The following is a 19,126-nucleotide window of genomic DNA, read 5'->3' as shown; positions in this document are numbered from 1 at the left end:
ACCTCCCACTGTGACCTGCGAAGGCGCGTCCACGCTATCGCCAATGTGCATAGCCATCCGTAGCCATGTTGACAGGCTGTAAGCCGGATGTGTGTGGTGTGACACGGGTCTAGGGCTGATGTGCGTCAGAGAGGGTCGGGCGCCCCGCCACCCAGGTCCCGCGCACCCTTCCGGTGAGGCGCATCCCCGCGTACGGGCTCGGGTCCGAATCCGGCACCGCGAGGGTCGTCTGGTCCTCGAAGGCCACCAGGTCGGCGTCGTACCCCTCCTGGACGCGGCCCCGACCCCCCAGCCCCAGCAGCTCCGCGGGGGCCCGGGCGGTCCACCGGGCCAGGTCGGACAGGGAACGACCGCGTCTGCGCGCCGCCGTCCACAACGCGGGCAGGCTCCACTCCAGGGTGTACAGGCCGATGGCGGGCAGGTGGCCCGAACCGACGGTCAGGATCGGGGAGTCCGGCTCCAGCAGGGAGCTCCACAACGCCTTGCGGTTGGCGTCGGACCGCAGCGGGGGACGGCAGGCGTGCGCCGGAGAACCCGGGCCGGGGAACTCCGAGGGCAGGCACAGGTAGTGCGGGCAGGTGTGCGCGGTCAACCCGACCCCCACCGCACCGGCGGCGGCCAGCAGGGCGGCGCACTCGGCGGCGGTGAAGGGAGCCACGTGGGTGCGCGCCCCCACCACGCGCGCCGCCGCGATCACCCGCTCCAGGCCCCGCCGCTCGGCCCGGGGCGGTCGCTGCTCCGCCGACACCGGTGGGGTGCCCAGTTCGCGGGCGTCCTCGGCGTGCATCAACAACAGGCTGTTCAGGGCGGCGATCTCCGCCATGGCCTTGCGCAACCGCCCGTCGCCCAGGGCCGCCATGTCCGGGGCGCCCCCGTCCGACAGCGACCCCTGGAAGGCCACCACCCCACCGGCGTGGAGGTCGGCCAGGTCCAGTGGGCTGGTCCCCTGCGTGACCCCGCCCAGGAAGAGCACCGACACCTCCGTCCCCGCCGCCGCCCGCTGGTGCACCTGGAGGGAGTCGGCACAGGTGATCGCGGGTCGGCCCGGGGCGGGGGAGACCACGACGCAGGTGACACCGCCACGTAGGGCGGACGTGCTCACGCGCTGGTAGGAGGCGGGCAGATCCTCCCCTGGGGCGTGCACGCCGGTGCCGAGGTCGATCGCGCCGGGTAGCAGGGCGGTGTCGCCGAGGTCGACCACCTCGTGCGCGGACATCCTGGCGGAGTAGGGGCGGACCGCCTCGATTCGGCCGTCCCGCACCCCCACACTGGCCGACCTGATCCCTTCTGGGACCACCGTCCGCGTGGAACGGATGACACTGTCGAACTCGGGCATCGCCCTCCCCCTTCGTGCTCTTCTGCGTTCGTGGAACCGGGTGGCCGTGGAGGGGCACGGCGGCGAGGGGTGACGGGCACGAGGGGGTGGTCCGCGACCTCCCGTAGAGAGAACGAGCGTATCGCGAAGGCTCTCCGCTGAAGGGGGAAACGTCACTTCTGGTCCGCGTCCCATTGGCCGCGAAAGGGATTTCCGGCACAAGGGGGGTGGGCGAGCGGACCCAAGTCCGACACTGTGTAGTAAACGGACTAACCTTGGTCGAGGTGTCCCTCCGCGCCAGGTCCCCGCCGGAGTCCGACGGACGGCAGTGCGGAGGCCCTCGCGCCCGGGGCGCTGACCTGCAAGTTGACCGACTCGACGACGGAGTGGCGCGTGGCTCCTCCCGCCCAGAACGACACATCCCCCAAGGAACTCCAGGACCAGGCACCCGGCACCGAGAACGCCCCCGTCTACGCCCTGATCGCCGTGCTCGTGTGCACGGTGGCCCTGGGCGCCACCCTCATCCTGGGCGGCGCGGTCTTCGCGCAGATCATCCCCGGCATGGAGCGGTTCGACTCCGGTGAGTTCGTCCGCTGGGGCATGCCCATCGCCAAGACGGTCATGGACACCGCTGCCGTCCTGACCATCGGCCTCATGCTCATGGCGGTCGTCCTCCTCGGCTCTGACAGAGGCCAGCTCTCCCCGCAGGCCGTCGGCTACGTGCGCGCGGGCACCTGGACCGCGCTGGCGTGGGTCCTCGGGGCCGTGGGCACCCTGTACTTCCAGACCGCCGAGTTCCTCGGTCGGCGCGCGGGCCAGGTGACCGTCGACGAGGTCACCGCCTTCGCCGGTTCGATCGGCTCGGGCGTCGCCCTGATGTTCGTCATTCTCATCACCACCGGCATCGCCCTGTTCGGCCGCACCATCACCACCGCCACCGGTGGCCTGTGGCTGCTGGTCGCGTCCCTGGTCGCGGTCACCCCGCCCGCGCTCACCGGTCACGCCGCCTCCTCCGGGGCGCACGAGCTCGCCGTCACCGGGCTGGCGCTGCACCTGATCTCGATCTGCGCCTGGGTGGGTGGGCTGGTCGTGGTCACCTACCACGCCATGCGCAAGGACGGGCAGGAGCCGGCCGTCGCCGCCCACCGGTTCAGCCGGATGGCCCTGTGGGCCTACGTGGGCGTGGCGATCAGCGGCGCCGCGAGCGCCATGGCCCGGCTGTACTCCCTCGACGACCTGTTCGTCACGGAGTACGGCCGGATCATCCTCGTCAAGATCGCCCTGTTCGTGGTCCTGGGCTTCCTCGGCTACGCCCACCGCACCCGGGTGCTGACGCGGATCGACGCCGCGCCCGGAGGGAAGGTGGGCTACTCCTTCCGCCGCCGGAGCTTCCTGCGCCTGGCCGGGGCGGAGGTCCTGATCATGGCCGCCGTCATGGGTGTGTCCGTCGGCCTGGGCCGGACCGCGCCGCCGACACCGCCGACCGAGGGCACCCTCGACCCGGCCGCCGCGATCCTGGGCTTCGCCATCCCGCCCGCGATGAGCCTGGAGAACGTCCTCACCCTGTGGCGACCGGACCTGTTCTTCATCATGTTCGTCGCGGTCGCCGCGTTCCTGTACCTCGGAGGCGTGCGACGCCTGGTCAAGCGCGGTGACAAGTGGCCCGTCGGCCGCACCGCCGCCTTCCTCTTGGGGCTGCTGACCATCGTCGCGGTACAGCTCAGCGGGTTCGCGACCTACGCGATGATCATGTTCTCGATGCACATGATCCAGCACATGGTGCTGGCCATGGTCACCCCGATCCTCCTGGTCCTGGGCGCCCCGGTCACCCTGGCGCTGAGGGCGCTCCGGCCCGCCGAGACCCGAGGCGACCGGGGACCGCGCGAGTGGCTCAACGCGTTCCTGAACAGCCGCTTCTCCCAGATCGTGACACACCCGGCCGTCGCTGGGCCGATCTTCGTGTTCAGCCCGTACGCGCTGTACTTCACCCCGCTGTTCCCGACCCTGATGAACGACCACCTCGGTCACCTGTTCATGGGCGTGCACTTCCTGGTCTCGGGCTTCCTCTTCTACTGGGTGATCGTCGGTGTCGACCCGGCGCCCAGGAAGGTCCCGTTCCTGCTGCGCATCCTCCTCCTCCTCGTGGCGATGGGCTTCCACGCCTTCTTCGGCATCGCGATCATGGAGCAGGCCACCCCGATGGCCATGCAGTACTACGGGCAGTTCGACATCCCGTGGATGACCGACCAGGCCGCCGACCAGTACGCGGGCGGAGGCATCGCCTGGGCGCTGGGCGAGATCCCCACGGTCATGGTGATGCTGGCGCTGGTGGTGCAGTGGTCGCGTGACGACGAGCGCCAGGAGCGCCGCCGTGAGCGGCACAGCCGCCGCGGTGGTTCCGACGACGCCGACATGGACGACTACAACGCCTACCTGGCCGAGCTGGACCGCCGTTCGCGAGCGGCCGCGGGCGGGGGTTCGGCTGGCGGTGGCGGTAAGGACGCCTCCGCTGGTGAGGCAGCTGGTGAGGCGCCGGAAAGCACCGCCAAGGACTGATCAGCCGCAGGTGGAGTAAGTAGGTGGAAGGGGGCGTGCCCGAGAGGGTGCGCCCCTCTTTGCTGCCCGTGGCACCACTGGTGCTCAGGATGGGGTTGGGCGCCGTTGGCTGCTCTACGGGTTGGGGTTGCTGTTCGCTGTGGGTTCTGCGGTTGTGGTTGCTGTCCCGCGAGGGTTCTACGGCTTGGGTTGCTGTCCCGCAGCCTTTCTACGGCCAACCCGGTTTTCCCATTAGCTAAAGGTAGTCTCGTGCGGGTTCAACCGTACCCCTTGGGGTTCTCGGTTTATTCAGGGCGGGGACGGCGCATGGTGCTGTGCCCGCACCGCACTTGGCGGTCGTGCTGTTGAGTGGCGCGACTGGTAGTTCAGGGCCAAGTACGGACACGGGCCACCCCCCAGGACTACTGACGTGTTCTAGAGATGCGTGTCCCCCGGACTGGTAAAAACCCCCGCCGTCCGGGCGCCGACCGCCGCTCTACGGCCAACCCGCACCACTGAACCAAGCACACAGGTGCACGTTTGTACCCCGCTGTGTCTGAGCGGATTTGCGCCGTGCGGGTCACTACAGCGCGTGATGAGGTTCAGACAAACCCCTTGGCGATGAGGGATCTGCGCACCGCGCCTTCGGGGATGGACCGGTGGTCAGGCCGACCGGTGTCCTGATCCGGCCACTGCTGTCGTCCTTCGGCTGAGGCAGAGCGGGTAGGGAGCAGACCACCTTCACACCGCAGAGGTCCTCATGCCGTTGATGCTGCTGATCGTGGCCGGATGTGCCCTCGCGTGCGCCTGGCCGCTGTGGATCCTGGTCGACTTCTACAACAAGATGATCAGTTCCTCCGAGGAGGAACGCCTGAAGGATCGCAACGACGTACTCGCGCATGTGGCGGCGGTCGCCGCCGGAGGCAGCGCGTCCATGGCCCTGCTCGTGTTCGCGCTAGCGGAGCCAGAGAGCACCGGCGAAAAGGTCCTCTTGGCGCTACTGACTGTGGAGGCCATCGTCTGCGCCGCGTGTGTCTGGTGGACCGGCTACTTGGACCAGGCTCGCCACTGGAGTCGTATCCGTGAGCTCCTGACGGGCGCCAAGTGGACCGCCATCGCATCCGTGTTCCTGGCCTTGGTCGGAGCCGTCACTCATCCAGACGCTCAGGAGACGGTCGATGGCGTGGTCGACACGGTCGGCGCGATTCTCGAGGGTTTGCTGATCCTGGGGGCCATAATCGTGGCGATCATCGTGGGCGTCGGGTTCGGGGTTCTCATGAGCTGGGAGGACCCGGACACTCCTAAGCGTCCCAAGGGGATGAGTAAACAGGTGTGGAACCGGCAGCAGCGGCAGTGGCGTGAGTACAAGCGCAAACACGGCATCGACCGCAGCGGCGGCGCGGGCTACAGCGGTGATGGGGGCGACGGGGGTGGCGGCGGGGACTGATCATCCGCCAGCTGGCTGACCTGGAGTCCTTCCGCCCCTCCTCCTGGACCCGGCCGCTTGTTGCTCTCCGCGCACGCTGGGAGGGACCGGGCGACGGCTTCGTCGCCCGGCCCCGTCTCCTCACCGGGTCAGGCCAGAATGCCGATGTCGTGGGTCAGGTTCCGACCCACGGTTTCCAGGGTGATCAGTCCCAGGAAGAGAGTGGAGCTGATGGCGGTGGCGGGGCATCCCCACCAGCGGCGGGGTGCCCTGTGACGGCCCCTCGGAAGGGCGGGTTGCGGTTCGGCTCGCGCGATGGACGCTCGTCGGGCCTCCCGCTCCCTCTGTTCACGCTGTTGGCGGGCCACGAGCATCCAGTGCGGGAGGGGGCCGTGTTCGAGCATGTACGCCACCCGGGGGTTACCGTGCATCTGGCGCAGCAGACGTGCGTATCGGTCCTGCGGAGCCTCGATCTGGGCTGGCTTCGGGGGCCCAGGTGACTCTGGCGGCTCCAGTGACTCCGGTGGATTCGGGACGACCCGCAGAGGACGATCGACGGTGCGGGGGAAGCGGTGGCCTCGGGGCGCGGTCAGGACCGACCGCACACCGGGGTCGAGTTCGTGACCGGTCACAGGGCACCCCCACCAGCGGAGGCCCCGCCGCAGTTCAGCACGGGGAGGGTGAACTCGGCCCAGAAGACGGTGCCGAGCCCAGCGCAGAACGGGAAGTCCAGCACCGGACGGAACCCCCACCGGTTGACGAGGTGGCCGAGTAGCAGCAGGCCCCGACCACGTTCGGCCTGATCCCACTCCTTCCGCGTCCGCCTGCGCGGGACCGTCGGGGAGGAGTTCGAGACAGCGTCGGTGCGGGTGCCGTCGTCGATGACCGAGATCCGAACGGCCCCCGGGCGGGGCGTGTCCAGGGTGCGGACCACCCTCCCCTCAGGCTCCTGTCCGGAACGGGAGTGGTCGCAGGCGTTGGCGAACATCTCGCTCACGCACAACACCATGTTCTCCCTCGCCTCGACCGGCAGGGTGAGCAGGCGGTTCAGGTCAGTGTCCAGGTCGGCACGGACCTGGCGGGTGTGGGAGAGCTGGCCGGGGTACACGCGGCTTTGCCAGCGGGGCTCGGAGCCGGGCGGCGTGATCGTGTGGTCCGGGGCATGCGGGTGCGGCACAATGGCCATGTCGGCAATCTGCTTTCTCTGAAGTGATCGTTGTTGTCGGCCTGCTCTGGGGGTGTTGTCGCACCCGCCAGAGCTTTTTCATGGAGTGCTTCAGCCAGCGGCTGGGGGTTCAGGGGCCCGCTCGCGAGAACCGAGGTAGCGGGGTCACGTGGGTCTCCTTGGGAGCCGCACCCTTCAGGGTCTTCGGCCCGCGCTTGTCACATGTGCGGGGTCACTCCCGGCACCGGGTGACCGGTGGAGGTCGGGTAGTCGTGGACGGCCTGGTCGACCAACCGCGTCGCTCGTTCCGCGTCTCCCTCCTCGCGGGCGATCCGCAGCGCTCCCGGATGAGGGGGAGACGGTTGTTGAGGGTGTGGGAGTGCCACTCAGCGAGCAGGGCCGGGGGCAGATGGGTGGGGGCCGTCAGGGCGTCCTCGGCCACGGCCAGCAGGTCCCGGGTGTCGATGTCCAGCATCAGCGATCCGCCTTGTCCATGTCGGTGTTGATGTCGTTCCAGGGGGTGTCGGTGAGGTCGTAGGAGAGGTGGAACCAGACCTGTCGGAACTTCGGGTTGCCGTTGTCGCCCCATTGATCAGCGAGGGTGCTGACCAGCCCCAAGCCCAGTCCCTGGCCGTTCGCCGAGCCAGCGGTGGGACGGAGGGTGTCCAGGTGGGTGGCGGTGAGCGGGCCGGGGTTCATGGGGCGCCGGGTGCCCTGGTCCTGGCAGGTCAGCGTCATCCCGGTCGCGTCCCGGTCGACGGTGAGCGTGTAGGTGCCGCCGTGTTCACTCGACAGGGAGTGGGTGAGGGCGTTGTTGGCCAGTTCCGAGCCGAGGAGGGTGAACAGGTATCGGTAGTCGGGGGAGCGTTCGGCGGCGCTGGTGTCCAGGAACGCGCGGACCAGGGGCATGAGGCCGGGGAGTCCGGCGAAGGCGTACTTGCGCTTGCGGAACGGGGTGCCCACGGTGCGGGAGAAGTAGTGGGCGTGAAACGGCTTGATGAAGCTGGCCAGCGGGACTGTCGTCTCGCGGTGGGCCAGTTCGGGAGAGAACACGCTCACGACGTCACCCCCGCACTCAACAGTCCGGTGTGAGCGTTGCACAGCACTTTCAGGAGGGCGTCGACCGGTCGTCGAGGGGAGGGGATCACCGGCCCCCTCAGGTGAGAACAGCCGTGATGGTCGGGGTTGGTGGGTACTCGGGCGCACCAGTCAGGTCGAGGTGGCAGGTGGTCTGTGGTCATGGTCGAGTCCAGATGTGTTGTGGGTTGGCAACGTGAGCTTGTGATCGGAGAGCTTGCGTCCGGAGACCGACGCAGTCAGTCAGTTGAGGTCGAGGACGGCCTCGACGGTGGTCTGCTGGATGCGGTTGCCGTCCCAGGTCCAGGAGGGGGTCCAGGACAGGGCGAGGCGGTTGAGGACTGCCAGGCCAGACGTGCTTGAGCCGGGGTGCAGCTGTGGGAACTGGAGGGAGTCCGGGTTCCGTGGCCCCTGGTCAGTGACGTAGAGGTGGGGGAGGAGCAGTCGGGTCTGGTCCAGGACGACGCGGACGGTGCCGCCAGGCAAACCCGATCGGGAGTGCTGGTGCGCGTTGGTGACGAGGATGCGCGCGATGCGGGCGAGCCGGGTGCCCTGTACCGGCAGCATGTTCCGGCACCAGGACGACAGGGCCCGGTATTCGCGGGCTGGCCCGAGCAGGATGCCGTGGCGGGCGGGCTCGAAGAACCGGAGCACGCGGGGGTAGCGCCCGGCTTGGGTGCTTGATGTCCTTGGGCTCTGGTCAGCCTGCATAAGTCTCACCTCGGGTGCTTCGGGGTGGGTCCCGATCCTGAATGGTCGCTCTCGACCTAGCCCACCGGGTTTTCAATGGGGGGTTGGCCTACTGAAGGACGTGGCCATAACTTGACACAAGCGCTGGTCAGGGCGCCACGGAAACTGAGCAACTGTTTTTTCCTGGTTCTGTGGGTGGCGAACAGTTGCGATCTGTTGTTGACTGTTGCTATGCCGAAGGACGGACCGAAAGATCAGATCCGGAAGTGGGTTCCTTTTGGGGCGGCTGTGCGAAAACACCGCACTGATCGAGGACTGTCGCTCCCTGAGGTGGGCGCCCGTCTGGGTGTGAGTGGAGCAATGGTCGGATCGATTGAGCGCGCGACACGAGTGGCAAAACGCCATCATGTGGACAAAATGGAAGTGCTGTTCGCAACTGAGGGTGATCTTCTGAGTTTCTGGAGGGACACCCACCTTGAAGGGGCGATTCCAGAACAGCTGAAGAACGCGCTGTCACTCGAACGGAAAGCCACTCAGCTCCGCGAGTACCAGTCCATCATTTTCCCTGGCGTCATCCAGACCGCCGACTATGCTCGTGCTCTGGTCAAGGCACGGACGCCTGAAGCGACCGAAGATGAAGTCGACGAGATCGTGTGCGCGAGAGTGGTTCGCTTGGAGGCACTTCGGAAGCGTGGCGTCAGGATGTGGTTCCTAGTAGACGAAGTCGTTCTTACCCGCCCGATCGGTTCGCGGGCAGTGCTGATGGCCCAGTTGTCGTGGGTTGAGGAGCTGGTCAAAGCCGGTACGATCCGGTTCCAAGCGATCCCCCTCGACGGAGCTCCGGGATTGTGTGCCCCCTACCGCGTCGTGGACCTAGGCCCACGTAGGCAGGCCCTCTACCTGGAGAACGCCATGGGGGGTGAGATCGTAGACACTGAGAAGACCGTGCGGGAGGCCTTCGACCTGTTCAGTGCGATGCAGGCCGAGGCACTGTCGACGCGGGCGACTCTTGAGCTGATCAGCCAGATTAAGGAGCGGCGGGCCGCATGAACGAGTGGCACAAGTCGAGCTATAGCGACGGTGGCGGCGGCAACTGCGTGGAGGTGGCAGAAGGGCCGGTCACATACGTCCGCGATACCCAGAACCGTGAGTTCGGCCATCTGGAAGCTCAGTCGTCGGAGTGGACGGCCTTCCTAAAGGCTACGATTTCATAGCTACAGGTGTGACCGGACCCCGCCAGGGATATTGGCGGGGTCCGGTTCGTGTTGTGCCTGTTCAGGCTACCCGTAGAGGAAACACAACTCCAGGACCAAAGGGCCTGAAAGTATCGTGCGCAACAATCGAACCAACTGCATCACTGCCATGGTGCTCAATGGCCGACGAACTTGCTCTTCTCGGATGCACGAGAGGTGAGATCGTGGACAAGGCGACCGGGAAGTCGATGCTGATTTACTGAGTCGACGGCGCGTGGCTTTCTCCCTCAAACGCCGCCAGTGAGATGATGAAGCGCTCGGCTGCGGCGTCGACCTCGGCGGTCGGGCTCAACAGCCTTTGCAGCAGGAGCCCTCGCAGACACGCGGTCGCGATGATGCTCTGCTGCCTGGCGTCGGTCGCCGTGGCTCCGTCGCGTAGTGCCGCCGCTTCGAGAAGACGCTCCAGGTGGTCGATGTCGACGACGAGCTCCTGGAACGCGTCCCGATCGTAGACCGCGAGCCCGACCAGGTGGAAGAAGGCGTGGGTCCGGTCCTCGTGTGCGGGGTCCGAGTAGAAGCTCCACACGGCTCGGCACAGGGCCACGAACCCGAGTTCGTCGCCGGTCGCGGCGATGACGAGGTTGTCCCGGCGGCGCGCTTCCAACAGCACCGCACGCAGCAGTCCCGGCCGCGACCCGAAGTGATACGTCAGCAACGTGTGGTGCACGCCGAGCCGCTCCGCCACCTGCCGCATCGACAGGTTCGGGCTGGGGCCGTTCTGGCCGAACTCGTCGAACAGCGCGTCCAGGAGACGCTGCTTCCCTTCCCCGACCGGCGCTCTCACGTTGCCTCCGTTGACAGTTTCACCACTGTTGAGTACGTTATCGCACATCCAATTCACCACTGTTGAGTTCGACGGTACGGGGCCCGCGACGGGGCCTCCGGAGACCGACACGGGTGTCGTTCACCGGCGTCGACTCCGGGACCCTCGGTCCAGACGAGACGGACGGCAGGATCCGCGTCGGGACGCGGGCCGACAGGGCAGCCCGACGACAGGACCCGCCTCCACGGCCCCAGGGTGTTCGCTGATCCAGACCTGGCCGCCCTCGTCAACAAGGGCGGCCGCATCATCAAGGGGGAGACTCGATGAGCGAGTTGTTGCACGGCTGCTTGCAGGACACGGAGTACCTGGAGGTGACCGCGAAGTCAGGACGCCGCTACGCCGTCTGGGTGACCACACCCCCCGGCTACGCGGACTCCACGGAACCGCTGCCGCTCATCTACGTGCTGGACGGCAACTGGACCGTCGGCCTGACCGCGCCCCTCATCGTCACCCAGTCGGACCCATATCTGACCATTGCCCCGTACATCCAGGTCAGCATCGGGTACGCGGGTGAGGAGGCCGCGAACTGGGCGCAGATTCGCAACCGCGACCTCGTGCCGCCCGGGGAACCCGCCGGAGACGCCATACTGGCCACTCTGGAGTCAGCTCGCGAGACGGGTGCGATGACCCAGGAGGAGGTGGACGCCTACCTCGCCGAGCTCGCGGAATGCCGCGCCGACCTCTTCCTCGACTTCCTGACCGACGAACTCCACCCTCACCTGCGGTCGAAGCTGCGGGTCAGCGAGTCCGGGCACGGCCTCTTCGGATACTCCTACGGAGGTCTCTTCGCCCTCTACGCATGGCTGCGTGACACGGGGCTCTTCACGAGCATCGGTGCGGGCAGCCCGGGTGTGGCCAGCGCGGACAGCCAGATCTTCACCCTCGTGGACGCCCTGCCCGAACTCGGTGAGGACGCAGCCGCTCCACGGCTGCACGTCACGCTGAACGAAGCCGAACTGCTGGGAGAGGTTCCGTTCTATCGCGGGATGGCCCGTCACGTTCTCACCACGCTGGAACGGCTGCACGCCAAGGGACGTTCGGAGCAGTTGTCGAAGGCGCTGTTGCAGGGGACGCACGTCACCGGGTTGCAGCCTTCGTTCCTCAGCTACCTGAAGACCTCCCACGGGCGCTGAAGGCCGGGTCGCACCCGCACGGCCACGCGAGCGGTAGGGCTCGACGGCATCGCGCCGCACGGACGTCAGGTGGGAGTCTGGCGATCTCGGCCGGAAAGTCGCCCCCCTCGCGTGGCCGCATGGAGGAGAGCGGAGAGCCGCGACCGTGAAAGATCAAGAGGCTGGTGCCCACGGCGACAAGGCTCGCTCCGTCCGGCGGCACCCGGACCGGGACCACACCCCGGTCGCCAACGACACCGTGGCGAGTGCGGGGGTGTTCGTGGAGGTCAAGTCCTCGGAGATGATGCCACCAGGCCTCGACCGCTCGCTGGGGTGGAACCGCCCTTGGCTTGGAGGCCTTTCCTGTCGTGACACTGCCCTACAGGGACATCGTGCGAGCACGAGTCGCGGGAGAGTCCACCGATCTGCTTTGATCTGGACGTCGCCGCTCCGCACAGCTTCGTCGTGTGCGGAGCGTACTGGCAGGTCGGGGCGCCCACGACGAGGTGCGGTCCATCCCCGCATGCGCGGGGCTTACTCGCACTGACACGCCACGCTCACCCGGCGGCCCGGTCCATCCCCGCGTGCGCGGGGCTTACGCGACCCAGCAAATCAGCCTGTTCCAGCAAGGCGGTCCATCCCCGCGTGCGCGGGGCTTACCGAACCACAGGGCTACCTCATCGACGGAAAGGCGGTCCATCCCCGCGTGCGCGGGGCTTACAGTTCACGACCTGCGGAAACGTGGGCCGTTATCTCCGCTTGACCTTTGAATTGATCCACTCCCGGGCACAGGATGACAGAACCCGAGGCCCGGTATCAGGCGTCCTGGGCGTTGGTGATCGCGGTGCGTGCCACCTCGACAGCCACCTCGCACGCCTCGTCGGCACTCACCTGCACGTAGAACGAGTGCTCATCGGAAACGGCCACGGTGAGGTTGCAGGAGTCCGGGAACTCCGTGGTCACGCCCGGATACCCCTCCACGCTGGCGAACTCCTGGTCGTCGGCGCCAGAGAAAGCAGCGGAGACTGTGGACTCGACGGCGTCCTTCTCCTCATGAACCTCCACGCGGAGGTCCACGCTGGCATCAACTCGGTTCGTGTAGAAGCAGTTGGCGTCGGACTGGGGGCTGCCCTCGCCCTCCTCGTCCAGGATGCCGAGTTCGACGGCGGTGGCGTCGGGGAGCAAATCACAGGGGTGCGTGTCGGTGGGGTCCAGCGCGGCCACCTCGAACTGCCTGATGGAGTCGCGCTCCTCCAGATCCACCGCGCACCCACTGAGCAGAAGCGCCACCACCACGGCGGCCCGTACACGCATACGCCGCTCCGTTCGCTGGGTGCCGGAGCCCAGTGGGGCCCCGGCACGAAGCTACAGAGCGGCGTCGTGGGATGGGGGAGGGTGGCCGGAAACGGTCAGACGACGAAGGCGGTCACGCCCGTGACGAGCAGACCCACGCCCAGGCAGATCACCAGCCCGCCGAGCAGGACTGACGCAGAAGGGCGCAGGTCGCCCAGACCGGCGCGCCCGCTGACCATGGCCTGACGACGGGCCAGGACGGGCAGGAGGGCGACGTTGACCGCGTACATGACGGCGGCCACGAAGCTCGCGGTGGCGAAACCCACCCAGAAACCACCGCCGCCGGACATCACGTTGAACGCGGCCAGCGACGGAAGCATCACCAGGAGCAGCACCGAAGCGGCACCGAAGGCGGTGAGCAGCCGCGGCGAGGACCCGCGCGCGCTCCCTGAGACCACGAGGAGAAGACCGATCAGGGCCGCCACCATGATGGCGCCCCCGATTCCGAACACGGCGATGTTGACCAGCGAATTCACGCTGGTCATTGTCGCACCGACCGGCAGCGGCCCCAACCCGGGGTGGGCTCAGCCGTGGTGCTCCAGCCTGGAACCGCCAGCGGCCTTCACGACACGGAGGCGGGTCGTCACGCGTTGGCGGAGGTCCGCGACGTGGCTCACCACTCCCACGGCGCGGCCGCCGTCACGGAGCCGGTCCAGCACATCCAGGACCTCCTCCAGGGTGTCCTCGTCCAGGGTCCCGAAGCCCTCGTCCACGAACAGGGTGTCGATCTCCGTCCCACCCGCCTCGGCGGTGGCCACGTCCCCCAGGCCCAGCGCCAGGGCCAGGGAGCTGAAGAAGGTCTCTCCTCCTGAGAGCGTCGCCGGGTCGCGTTCCACCCCCGTCCAGGCGTCCACCACGCGCATGCCCAGGCCCCCGGCGGAACGGGCCCTGCCGTCGCCCGCTGCCTTGTCCACCGTGTAGCGCAGCTCGTAGCGGCCGTCGGACATGGTCAGTAGCCGGTGGTTGGCCGCTTCCACCACCTGTTCCAGGCGGGCCGCCAGTACGTAGGCGGACAGCCGGACGCTGTCGGTGTTGTCCGGTGACGTTCCCGCCGCCAGGGTGCTCAACCCCTGAGCCACCGCGTAGCGGCGCAGGACGGGTTCCGAACCGGACAGCTGTCCATCGAGCTCCACGCGCAGGGTCGCCAGACGGCGGGCCCGGTCCGAGAGCATGCCCTGCCAGGCCACGGCCTGATCGGCCGCGCGGTCCGAAGCCTGGGCGCCGGCCTCCAACGCGGCGAGGTCCGGCGCCTTCGCGAGCTCGGCGGCGGCCAGTTCGGGGTCCTTGAGCCGGGCCTCGACCGCCGCCCACTGGTCGTCGAAGTCGCGCGCCCGGGACCTGAGGTCAGTGCGGCCACGCTCGTCCAGGGCGGCATTCACCACCTGGGCCTCGTCCTCGAAACCCACCTCGGTCAGGGAGCGTCCGGCCTCGGTGACGGCGGCGCACAGCTCCTCGGCAGCCCGGGAGCGCAGCTCGACGGCGTCCGCGGCGTCGCGCAGCACCTCGGCCTCACCGCGCAGGCGGGCGATCCGCTCGGTCAGTCCGGCGTCCTCGCCGCGTGCCCGGTCCAGCAGCGCGGTCAATCGCTCGTGTTCTCTGGCGCCCTCCTCGCGGCGGGCGGCCAGTTCGCTCTCCTCGCGCACCAGCTCACCCTCGCGCTGACGGGCCCGCTCCAGGTCCGCCGTGGCCTGGGCCAGCTCCTCCTCCAGACGGTGCAGCTCACGGGCGGCGGCGCGGGCGTCGGCCAGTTCCCGTTTGCGGGCGGCCACCTCCTCGGCGGCGGCCTCCACGGTGCGGCCCTCGGCCCGCTCGGCGGCGGCCGTGTGCCGTTCCCTTAGTGCCACCAGGGTGTTCTCCGCCTCGGTGCGCCGGGCGGCGGCGGTGTCCGCCGCCTGCTGGGCGGCTCGCTCCTCCTCGGCCGAGACCAGTCCCCGCGCGCTCGGTTCGGCGGGGGAGGGGTGCTCGGTGGACCCGCACACCATGCAGGGCGTGCCGTCGGCCAGGTCGGCGGCGAGCTCGGCGGCCATGTGGGCGATCCGCCGCTCCCGCAGGTCCTGGGACCGGTCGCGGGCGCTCTGGGCGGTGTCGACCGCGCGCCGCCGCTCCTCCTCGGCTCTTTCCACCTCGCCACCCAGACGCCGGTGCTCCTCGGCGGCCGTGCGACGCCGTTCGGCCAGGTCGAGAGCGGCCTTCGCGGGGTCGGTGAGTCCGGACTGCTCCTGGGCCCGGCGCAGTTCCTCGGTGATCGTCCCGACCCGGGCGGGCAGTGCCGTCACCCGTTCGCGGGCCCGGACCGCCTCGGTGCGCACGGCGGCGATCCGCCGGTCGAGCCCGGCCAGGTCGCGGTGGAGGGAGCGGCGGCGCTCGGCGTCTCCGCGCAGGTGGTCCAAGCGGGCGAGTTCGTCGTGGCGGGACCTCTCGGCGGCTCGCAGCGTCGAGGGGAGACCGGTGCTGAGGTCCGCGAGTTCGGCGGCGTCGACGTCCGTGATCCCGCTGACCAGCGCCAGACGGTCGGTGACGGCCAACTCGGCCTTGTCCAGTTCGGTACGGCGGTGGTCGCGGGCGCGCAGGGACGGCAGCACCGCGTCGGCCCGCTCGGCGGCGGCCAGGCGGGTGTCGATCCCGGTCCGCCACTCGCGCCGCTCGGCCAGTTCCGCGCGGCGCTCCCGGGCGCTGGCCAGCCGTTCCCTGCGGGAGAGCAGTTCGCGACCGGCAGCCAGGGCCTCCCTGGCCTCGTCCCGGGCTCGCGTGAACCCGGCGGTGACCGCCTCCGCGTCGCGGGCGGTGGCGGCCTGCACCGAGGCCAGCTCGGCGGCCCAGGCGGTGAGCTCCTCCGGGTCCTGCGGGGCGGCGGACCCGCCGACCTCCGCGATCCTTCCGGAGACCGCCCGCACCCGCTCGTCGGCGGCGCGCACCTCGCGCTCCAGCTTCCGGGCGTGCCCGCCGAACCACTCCTCCACGTCCCGGAACACCCGGGTGTTGAAGATGCGCTCCAGGGACTTGCGCCGGTCGTCGGACTTGGCCCGCAGGAACCGGGCGAAGTCGCCCTGGGGCAGCATGACGATCTGGCAGAACTGGGTGATGGTGAGCCCGACCAGGTCACCCACGAACTGCCCGGCCTCGTCCGGGCGGGTGGTCACGCCCTCCCAGCGGTCGCCCCGCCAGTCGAGGACGCGCACCTTCTGGTTCTCCGCGACGGTGCCGCTTCCGCGCTTCTTGGGCCGCTCCCACCGAGGGTTGCGCTCGATTCGCACGCGGCGTCCCCGGACGGTGAACTCCAGGGCGACCTCCGGCCGGACCCCGGGCGCGGCGTGGTCGCTCCTGGGGGAGCGGTCCTTGCCGCGCGCACCCGGCACGTCGCCGTAGAGCGCGAAGCAGACCGCGTCCAGCACGGAGGTCTTGCCCGCGCCCGTCGGCCCGTGGATCAGGAACAGCCCGCCTCCGCCGAGCCGGTCGAAGTCGACCGTCTCGGTCCCGGCGAAGGGCCCGAAGGCGGTCATGGTGAGGGTGTGCAGCCGCATCTAGCGAGTCCCTTCCTGGACGCGGACCTCTTCGACCGCGCGGTCCACCAGCGCGCGTTCCTCCGGGCTCGCGGCGCTGCCCCGGGCCCACTCGACGAAGTCGGCGACCACCTCGCGTTCGGGCCGGTCCGCGACGGCGACGGTGACCGGCCGCCGCTCCGCGTCGCCGTCGTCGGGGTCGAACTCCAGCATCAGGGTGTGCGGGAAGCGCTCTCGGAGCCGGTCCATGGGCTGGGCGGGGCGACGGGGGTCGGTGAGGGTGACGTGGAGCCAGTGCCCCGTGTGGCGCTCCCACCGGTCATCGGTGAGCAGGTCGTCGAGGCGGCCCCTGACACGGGAGAGCGGCCGGGGGACCGGGGCGTCGGCGAACTCCGCTCCGGCGAAGCCGTCCGCGTCCAGGTCCACCAGCCAGAACCCCTTGCGGTGGTGCTCCTCGGAGAAGGAGTAGGCCAGCGGGCTGCCCGGGTAACGCACCGACGGCGTGATGGTCTGGCGGCCGTGCAGGTGGCCCAGGGCCACGTAGTCCACGCCGTCGTAGACCGAGGCGGGCACGTGCGAGGCGCCGCCCACGGAGATGTCGCGCTCGCTGTCGGAGGGCTCCCCGCCGGTGACGAAGGCGTGGGAGAGCACCACGGAGCGGGTGCCCGGACGCAGGGCGAGATCGGCCCTGACCAGGTCCATCGCGTGGCCGATCGCCGCCGGGTGGCCGCGTTCGGGCAGGTCCCAGTGGTGGCGGGCGATCTCCGGTTCCAGGTAGGGGATGCCGTAGAAGGCCACCGGACCGTGCTCGTCCTCGATCACCACCGGGGTGCCGATCCCGTCCAGGGAACTGCGCAGGTGCACCCCGGAGGCGTCGATCAGGTCCGTGGCGAAGGACATCCGCGCCATGGAGTCGTGGTTGCCGCTGATCAGCACCGCTCTGGCCCCGGTCTCCCGGATGCGGCCGAGGGCGCGGTCGAACAGGCGCACGGCGTCGACCGGCGGAAGAGCGCGGTCGTAGAGGTCACCGGCGACCACCACCACGTCGATCCGTTCCGCGTGGATGGTGTCGACGAGGTGGTCGAGGAAGGCGGCCTGGGCCTCAATGAGGTTCTCCCGGTGGAAGGAGCGACCCAGGTGCCAGTCCGAAGTGTGCAGCAGGCGCATGGAACTGGACATTACCCGGGATCACTCCGTCCCCGCCGGGAGAACCGTGTGGCCTGTGGACAACTCCGGCGGGCGGAGCGGAGGGCTCAGAGCCTGCGGGCCAGCGTCAGGCCGTCTCCGATGGGGAGCAGGACCTGTTCGACGCGGTCGTCCGCGACGAGCCTGTCGTTGAAGTCTCGGATGCCCTGCACGTGCGGGGCGGTCTGCTCGGGGTCCACCACACGCCCGTGGGACAGCGTGTTGTCGGCCAACAGCAGCCCGCCGGGGCGCATGCGGGGGACCAGTTCCTCCCAGTAGTCCACGTAGCCGGTCTTGTCCGCGTCCAGGAAGGCCAGGTCGAACTGGGGTTCCCTCGGTAGCGCCCGCAGCGAGTCCAGGGCCGGGCCGATCCGCAGGGTGATCTTCCCTGCGACCCCGGCCCGCTCCCAGTACCTCCTGGCCACCGACGTCCACTCCTCGCTGATGTCCAGCGCGAGCAGGGTGCCGTCCTCGGGCAGGCCCCGGGCGAAGCAGATGGACGAGTACCCGGTGAAGGTGCCGATCTCCACCGCGTTCCGCGCCCCCGACAGCTGGGTGAGGAGCGTGGAGAAGACGCCCTGTTCGGGGCCGATCTGCATCCCCTGGGACTCGGGGAACAGATCGGCGGTCTCCGCGGCCAGGTCCGACAGGACCGGGTCCACCGGCTGGCTGTGGGCGACGACGTAGGCGTGCAGTTCCGGGCTGATGCCCTCTGTGGTTCGAGTCACGCCCGCCACCCTAGGAGGCTTCGCCCCGCCGGGCCAGCGGCCTCGCCCGCGATCGGGCCGGTGCCAGGGCGTGGTCGGCGGGCACGACCTAGTGGTCCGGGAGGATGGTGGGCCAGTCGAAGAGGTACACCGAACCGATGATGACGCCGATGGTGAGCAGCGGGGTGACCACCTTCTGCTCCACCGGGCCGTTGGTGACGAAGCCCTGGCCCTGACCGACGCGCTTCTTCCAGAACGGCCAGAAGATCGGCACGCCCATCTTGGTGATCATGTCCCCGAAGAAGTGCAGGACGATGCCGAAGGCCACCGCCAGACCCAGCCACGTGTAGTTCACGCCCACCGAGAACAGGGTGAGGGTGATCGCCGCCGTTGCCAGGGCGTTGATGATCCCCGACGCCGTCCGGTTCTTGTCCATGCCGAAACCCAGCCCCTGGAGAGCGATTCCGACCAGCAGGAACACGAAGATCTGCACGGCCAGTTCCGACCACAGGGCCAGGGCCTGGACCAGGACGCCCATCAGGATGGCGAAGAAGAACGAGTGGGTGCCCATCCGGTGCCCGCCGAACGCCCAGTTGAGAATGTCGCTGAGGATCTCGGTGGCCTTGCCGTAGGTCTTGGTCACCGTCGCGCTCTTGTGGTCCACGTCCGGCAACAGGGCCGCGCCAGCGCACACCAGGGAACCGGCGATGATCTCACCGGGGCCCAGGTCGAAGCTGAGTCCAAGGAATTCCGTGCCCTGGACCAGCGGTACTACCGCCATCCAGCCGACCACGCCACTGAGTGCGTGCGAGTGCCCCATCATGGCGGGAACCGTAGCGGAGTCTGCCAATCGCCGCGAATCAGAGATGCGTTTCGGACAGGGAACAAAAGCCACTTCATCCCCAGGAAACACGAACGCCTCCGACACAGGAGTCGAATGTGTTGCGATATCCCGCCTCACCTCGAAGATCGTTGACGCTCGTCG

At 69.0% G+C, this 19,126-nt stretch carries 18 protein-coding genes and 1 CRISPR repeat array; of the genes, 5 read left to right on the top strand and 13 right to left on the bottom strand.

Annotated features, from left to right (window positions below; all coding sequences use genetic code 11):
* Positions 1-109 precede the first annotated feature (109 nt).
* The gene (locus BDW27_RS01310; RefSeq protein ID WP_110047879.1) at positions 110-1,336 is read right to left on the bottom strand and encodes an amidohydrolase family protein; all 1,227 of its coding nucleotides are present in this window, start codon (positions 1,334-1,336) and stop codon (positions 110-112) included.
* 372 nt (positions 1,337-1,708) lie between these two features.
* On the opposite strand from BDW27_RS01310, the gene BDW27_RS01305 reads away from it, so the two are divergent.
* Together BDW27_RS01305 and BDW27_RS01300 are read left to right on the top strand one after the other, a co-directional pair.
* Positions 1,709-3,871 (top strand): cytochrome c oxidase assembly protein, encoded by a 2,163-nt coding sequence (locus BDW27_RS01305; protein ID WP_233515583.1) that lies wholly within the window; start codon positions 1,709-1,711, stop codon positions 3,869-3,871.
* Between the two features lie 748 nt (positions 3,872-4,619).
* On the top strand, positions 4,620-5,297 hold the full coding sequence (locus BDW27_RS01300; RefSeq protein ID WP_146223237.1) for a hypothetical protein: 678 nt from the start codon (positions 4,620-4,622) through the stop codon (positions 5,295-5,297).
* Between the two features lie 128 nt (positions 5,298-5,425).
* On the opposite strand, the gene BDW27_RS01295 is transcribed toward BDW27_RS01300, so the two are convergent.
* From BDW27_RS01295 to BDW27_RS01275, 5 genes are all read right to left on the bottom strand, one after another.
* Complete coding sequence (locus BDW27_RS01295; RefSeq protein ID WP_110047876.1) at positions 5,426-5,707, bottom strand: hypothetical protein; 282 nt, start codon at positions 5,705-5,707, stop codon at positions 5,426-5,428.
* 197 nt (positions 5,708-5,904) lie between these two features.
* On the bottom strand, positions 5,905-6,462 hold the full coding sequence (locus BDW27_RS01290; RefSeq protein WP_110047875.1) for an ATP-binding protein: 558 nt from the start codon (positions 6,460-6,462) through the stop codon (positions 5,905-5,907).
* Between the two features lie 211 nt (positions 6,463-6,673).
* On the bottom strand, positions 6,674-6,916 hold the full coding sequence (locus BDW27_RS01285; RefSeq protein WP_370446401.1) for a hypothetical protein: 243 nt from the start codon (positions 6,914-6,916) through the stop codon (positions 6,674-6,676).
* Complete coding sequence (locus BDW27_RS01280) at positions 6,916-7,500, bottom strand: ATP-binding protein (RefSeq protein ID WP_110047874.1); 585 nt, start codon at positions 7,498-7,500, stop codon at positions 6,916-6,918. The genes BDW27_RS01285 and BDW27_RS01280 overlap by 1 nt, the downstream gene beginning before the upstream one ends.
* A 261-nt stretch (positions 7,501-7,761) precedes the next feature.
* Complete coding sequence (locus BDW27_RS01275) at positions 7,762-8,229, bottom strand: ATP-binding protein (RefSeq protein WP_146223236.1); 468 nt, start codon at positions 8,227-8,229, stop codon at positions 7,762-7,764.
* Positions 8,230-8,304: 75 nt separating this feature from the next.
* Between BDW27_RS01275 and BDW27_RS01270 the strand changes: the two genes are divergently transcribed.
* Positions 8,305-9,258 (top strand): Scr1 family TA system antitoxin-like transcriptional regulator, encoded by a 954-nt coding sequence (locus BDW27_RS01270; RefSeq protein WP_110047872.1) that lies wholly within the window; start codon positions 8,305-8,307, stop codon positions 9,256-9,258.
* Positions 9,255-9,422, top strand: coding sequence for a DUF397 domain-containing protein (locus BDW27_RS01265; RefSeq protein ID WP_110047871.1), 168 nt, complete (start codon positions 9,255-9,257; stop codon positions 9,420-9,422). The genes BDW27_RS01270 and BDW27_RS01265 overlap by 4 nt, the downstream gene beginning before the upstream one ends.
* 235 nt (positions 9,423-9,657) lie before the next feature.
* Here BDW27_RS01265 and BDW27_RS01260 read toward each other — a convergent pair whose 3' ends face one another.
* Entirely contained in the window at positions 9,658-10,245 is a 588-nt protein-coding gene (locus tag BDW27_RS01260) for a TetR/AcrR family transcriptional regulator (RefSeq protein WP_110047870.1), read from the bottom strand.
* Between the two features lie 302 nt (positions 10,246-10,547).
* Here BDW27_RS01260 and BDW27_RS01255 point away from each other — a divergent pair, with 302 nt between their 5' ends.
* Positions 10,548-11,417 (top strand): alpha/beta hydrolase, encoded by an 870-nt coding sequence (locus BDW27_RS01255; RefSeq protein WP_110047869.1) that lies wholly within the window; start codon positions 10,548-10,550, stop codon positions 11,415-11,417.
* Between the two features lie 487 nt (positions 11,418-11,904).
* A CRISPR array of direct repeats spans positions 11,905-12,117; the repeat unit is 30 nt; unit sequence GCGGTCCATCCCCGCGTGCGCGGGGCTTAC.
* 95 nt (positions 12,118-12,212) lie between these two features.
* On the opposite strand, the gene BDW27_RS01250 is transcribed toward BDW27_RS01255, so the two are convergent.
* The 6 genes from BDW27_RS01250 to BDW27_RS01225 form a co-directional block, all read right to left on the bottom strand.
* Complete coding sequence (locus BDW27_RS01250) at positions 12,213-12,710, bottom strand: DUF3558 family protein (protein WP_110047868.1); 498 nt, start codon at positions 12,708-12,710, stop codon at positions 12,213-12,215.
* A 95-nt stretch (positions 12,711-12,805) separates the two neighbouring features.
* Positions 12,806-13,234 carry a hypothetical protein gene (locus BDW27_RS01245; protein ID WP_017546386.1) on the bottom strand — a complete coding sequence of 143 codons (429 nt, stop codon included), beginning with the start codon at positions 13,232-13,234 and terminating at the stop codon, positions 12,806-12,808.
* A gap of 39 nt (positions 13,235-13,273) precedes the next feature.
* A complete protein-coding gene (locus BDW27_RS01240) occupies positions 13,274-16,270 on the bottom strand; it encodes an AAA family ATPase (RefSeq protein WP_110047867.1) in 2,997 nt (998 codons plus the stop codon).
* Positions 16,271-17,428, bottom strand: a complete 1,158-nt coding sequence (locus BDW27_RS01235; protein WP_110047866.1) for an exonuclease SbcCD subunit D — start codon at positions 17,426-17,428, stop codon at positions 16,271-16,273.
* A 74-nt stretch (positions 17,429-17,502) separates the two neighbouring features.
* Positions 17,503-18,162: an O-methyltransferase gene (locus BDW27_RS01230; protein WP_110047865.1), complete on the bottom strand. Its 660-nt coding sequence runs from the start codon at positions 18,160-18,162 to the stop codon at positions 17,503-17,505.
* Between the two features lie 88 nt (positions 18,163-18,250).
* Entirely contained in the window at positions 18,251-18,964 is a 714-nt protein-coding gene (locus tag BDW27_RS01225) for a metal-dependent hydrolase (RefSeq protein ID WP_110047864.1), read from the bottom strand.
* Between the last annotated feature and the right edge of the window lie 162 nt (positions 18,965-19,126).

This window comes from Nocardiopsis sp. L17-MgMaSL7 (assembly GCF_003182025.1).
GTDB classification, from domain to species: domain Bacteria; phylum Actinomycetota; class Actinomycetes; order Streptosporangiales; family Streptosporangiaceae; genus Nocardiopsis; species Nocardiopsis prasina.
This window is presented reverse-complemented; position numbering and strand designations above follow the sequence as displayed.

Coding starts and splice junctions, on each gene's coding strand:
- BDW27_RS01300 (WP_146223237.1), top strand. CDS start 4,620: ATGCTGCTGATCGTGGCCGGATGTGCCCTCGCGTGCGCCTGGCCGCTG.
- BDW27_RS01240 (WP_110047867.1), bottom strand. CDS start 16,270: ATGCGGCTGCACACCCTCACCATGACCGCCTTCGGGCCCTTCGCCGGG.
- BDW27_RS01275 (WP_146223236.1), bottom strand. CDS start 8,229: ATGCAGGCTGACCAGAGCCCAAGGACATCAAGCACCCAAGCCGGGCGC.
- BDW27_RS01245 (WP_017546386.1), bottom strand. CDS start 13,234: ATGACCAGCGTGAATTCGCTGGTCAACATCGCCGTGTTCGGAATCGGG.
- BDW27_RS01255 (WP_110047869.1), top strand. CDS start 10,548: ATGAGCGAGTTGTTGCACGGCTGCTTGCAGGACACGGAGTACCTGGAG.
- BDW27_RS01310 (WP_110047879.1), bottom strand. CDS start 1,336: ATGCCCGAGTTCGACAGTGTCATCCGTTCCACGCGGACGGTGGTCCCA.
- BDW27_RS01295 (WP_110047876.1), bottom strand. CDS start 5,707: ATGCACGGTAACCCCCGGGTGGCGTACATGCTCGAACACGGCCCCCTC.
- BDW27_RS01225 (WP_110047864.1), bottom strand. CDS start 18,964: ATGATGGGGCACTCGCACGCACTCAGTGGCGTGGTCGGCTGGATGGCG.
- BDW27_RS01285 (WP_370446401.1), bottom strand. CDS start 6,916: ATGCTGGACATCGACACCCGGGACCTGCTGGCCGTGGCCGAGGACGCC.
- BDW27_RS01265 (WP_110047871.1), top strand. CDS start 9,255: ATGAACGAGTGGCACAAGTCGAGCTATAGCGACGGTGGCGGCGGCAAC.
- BDW27_RS01250 (WP_110047868.1), bottom strand. CDS start 12,710: ATGCGTGTACGGGCCGCCGTGGTGGTGGCGCTTCTGCTCAGTGGGTGC.
- BDW27_RS01270 (WP_110047872.1), top strand. CDS start 8,305: ATGGGGGGTTGGCCTACTGAAGGACGTGGCCATAACTTGACACAAGCG.
- BDW27_RS01235 (WP_110047866.1), bottom strand. CDS start 17,428: ATGTCCAGTTCCATGCGCCTGCTGCACACTTCGGACTGGCACCTGGGT.
- BDW27_RS01290 (WP_110047875.1), bottom strand. CDS start 6,462: ATGGCCATTGTGCCGCACCCGCATGCCCCGGACCACACGATCACGCCG.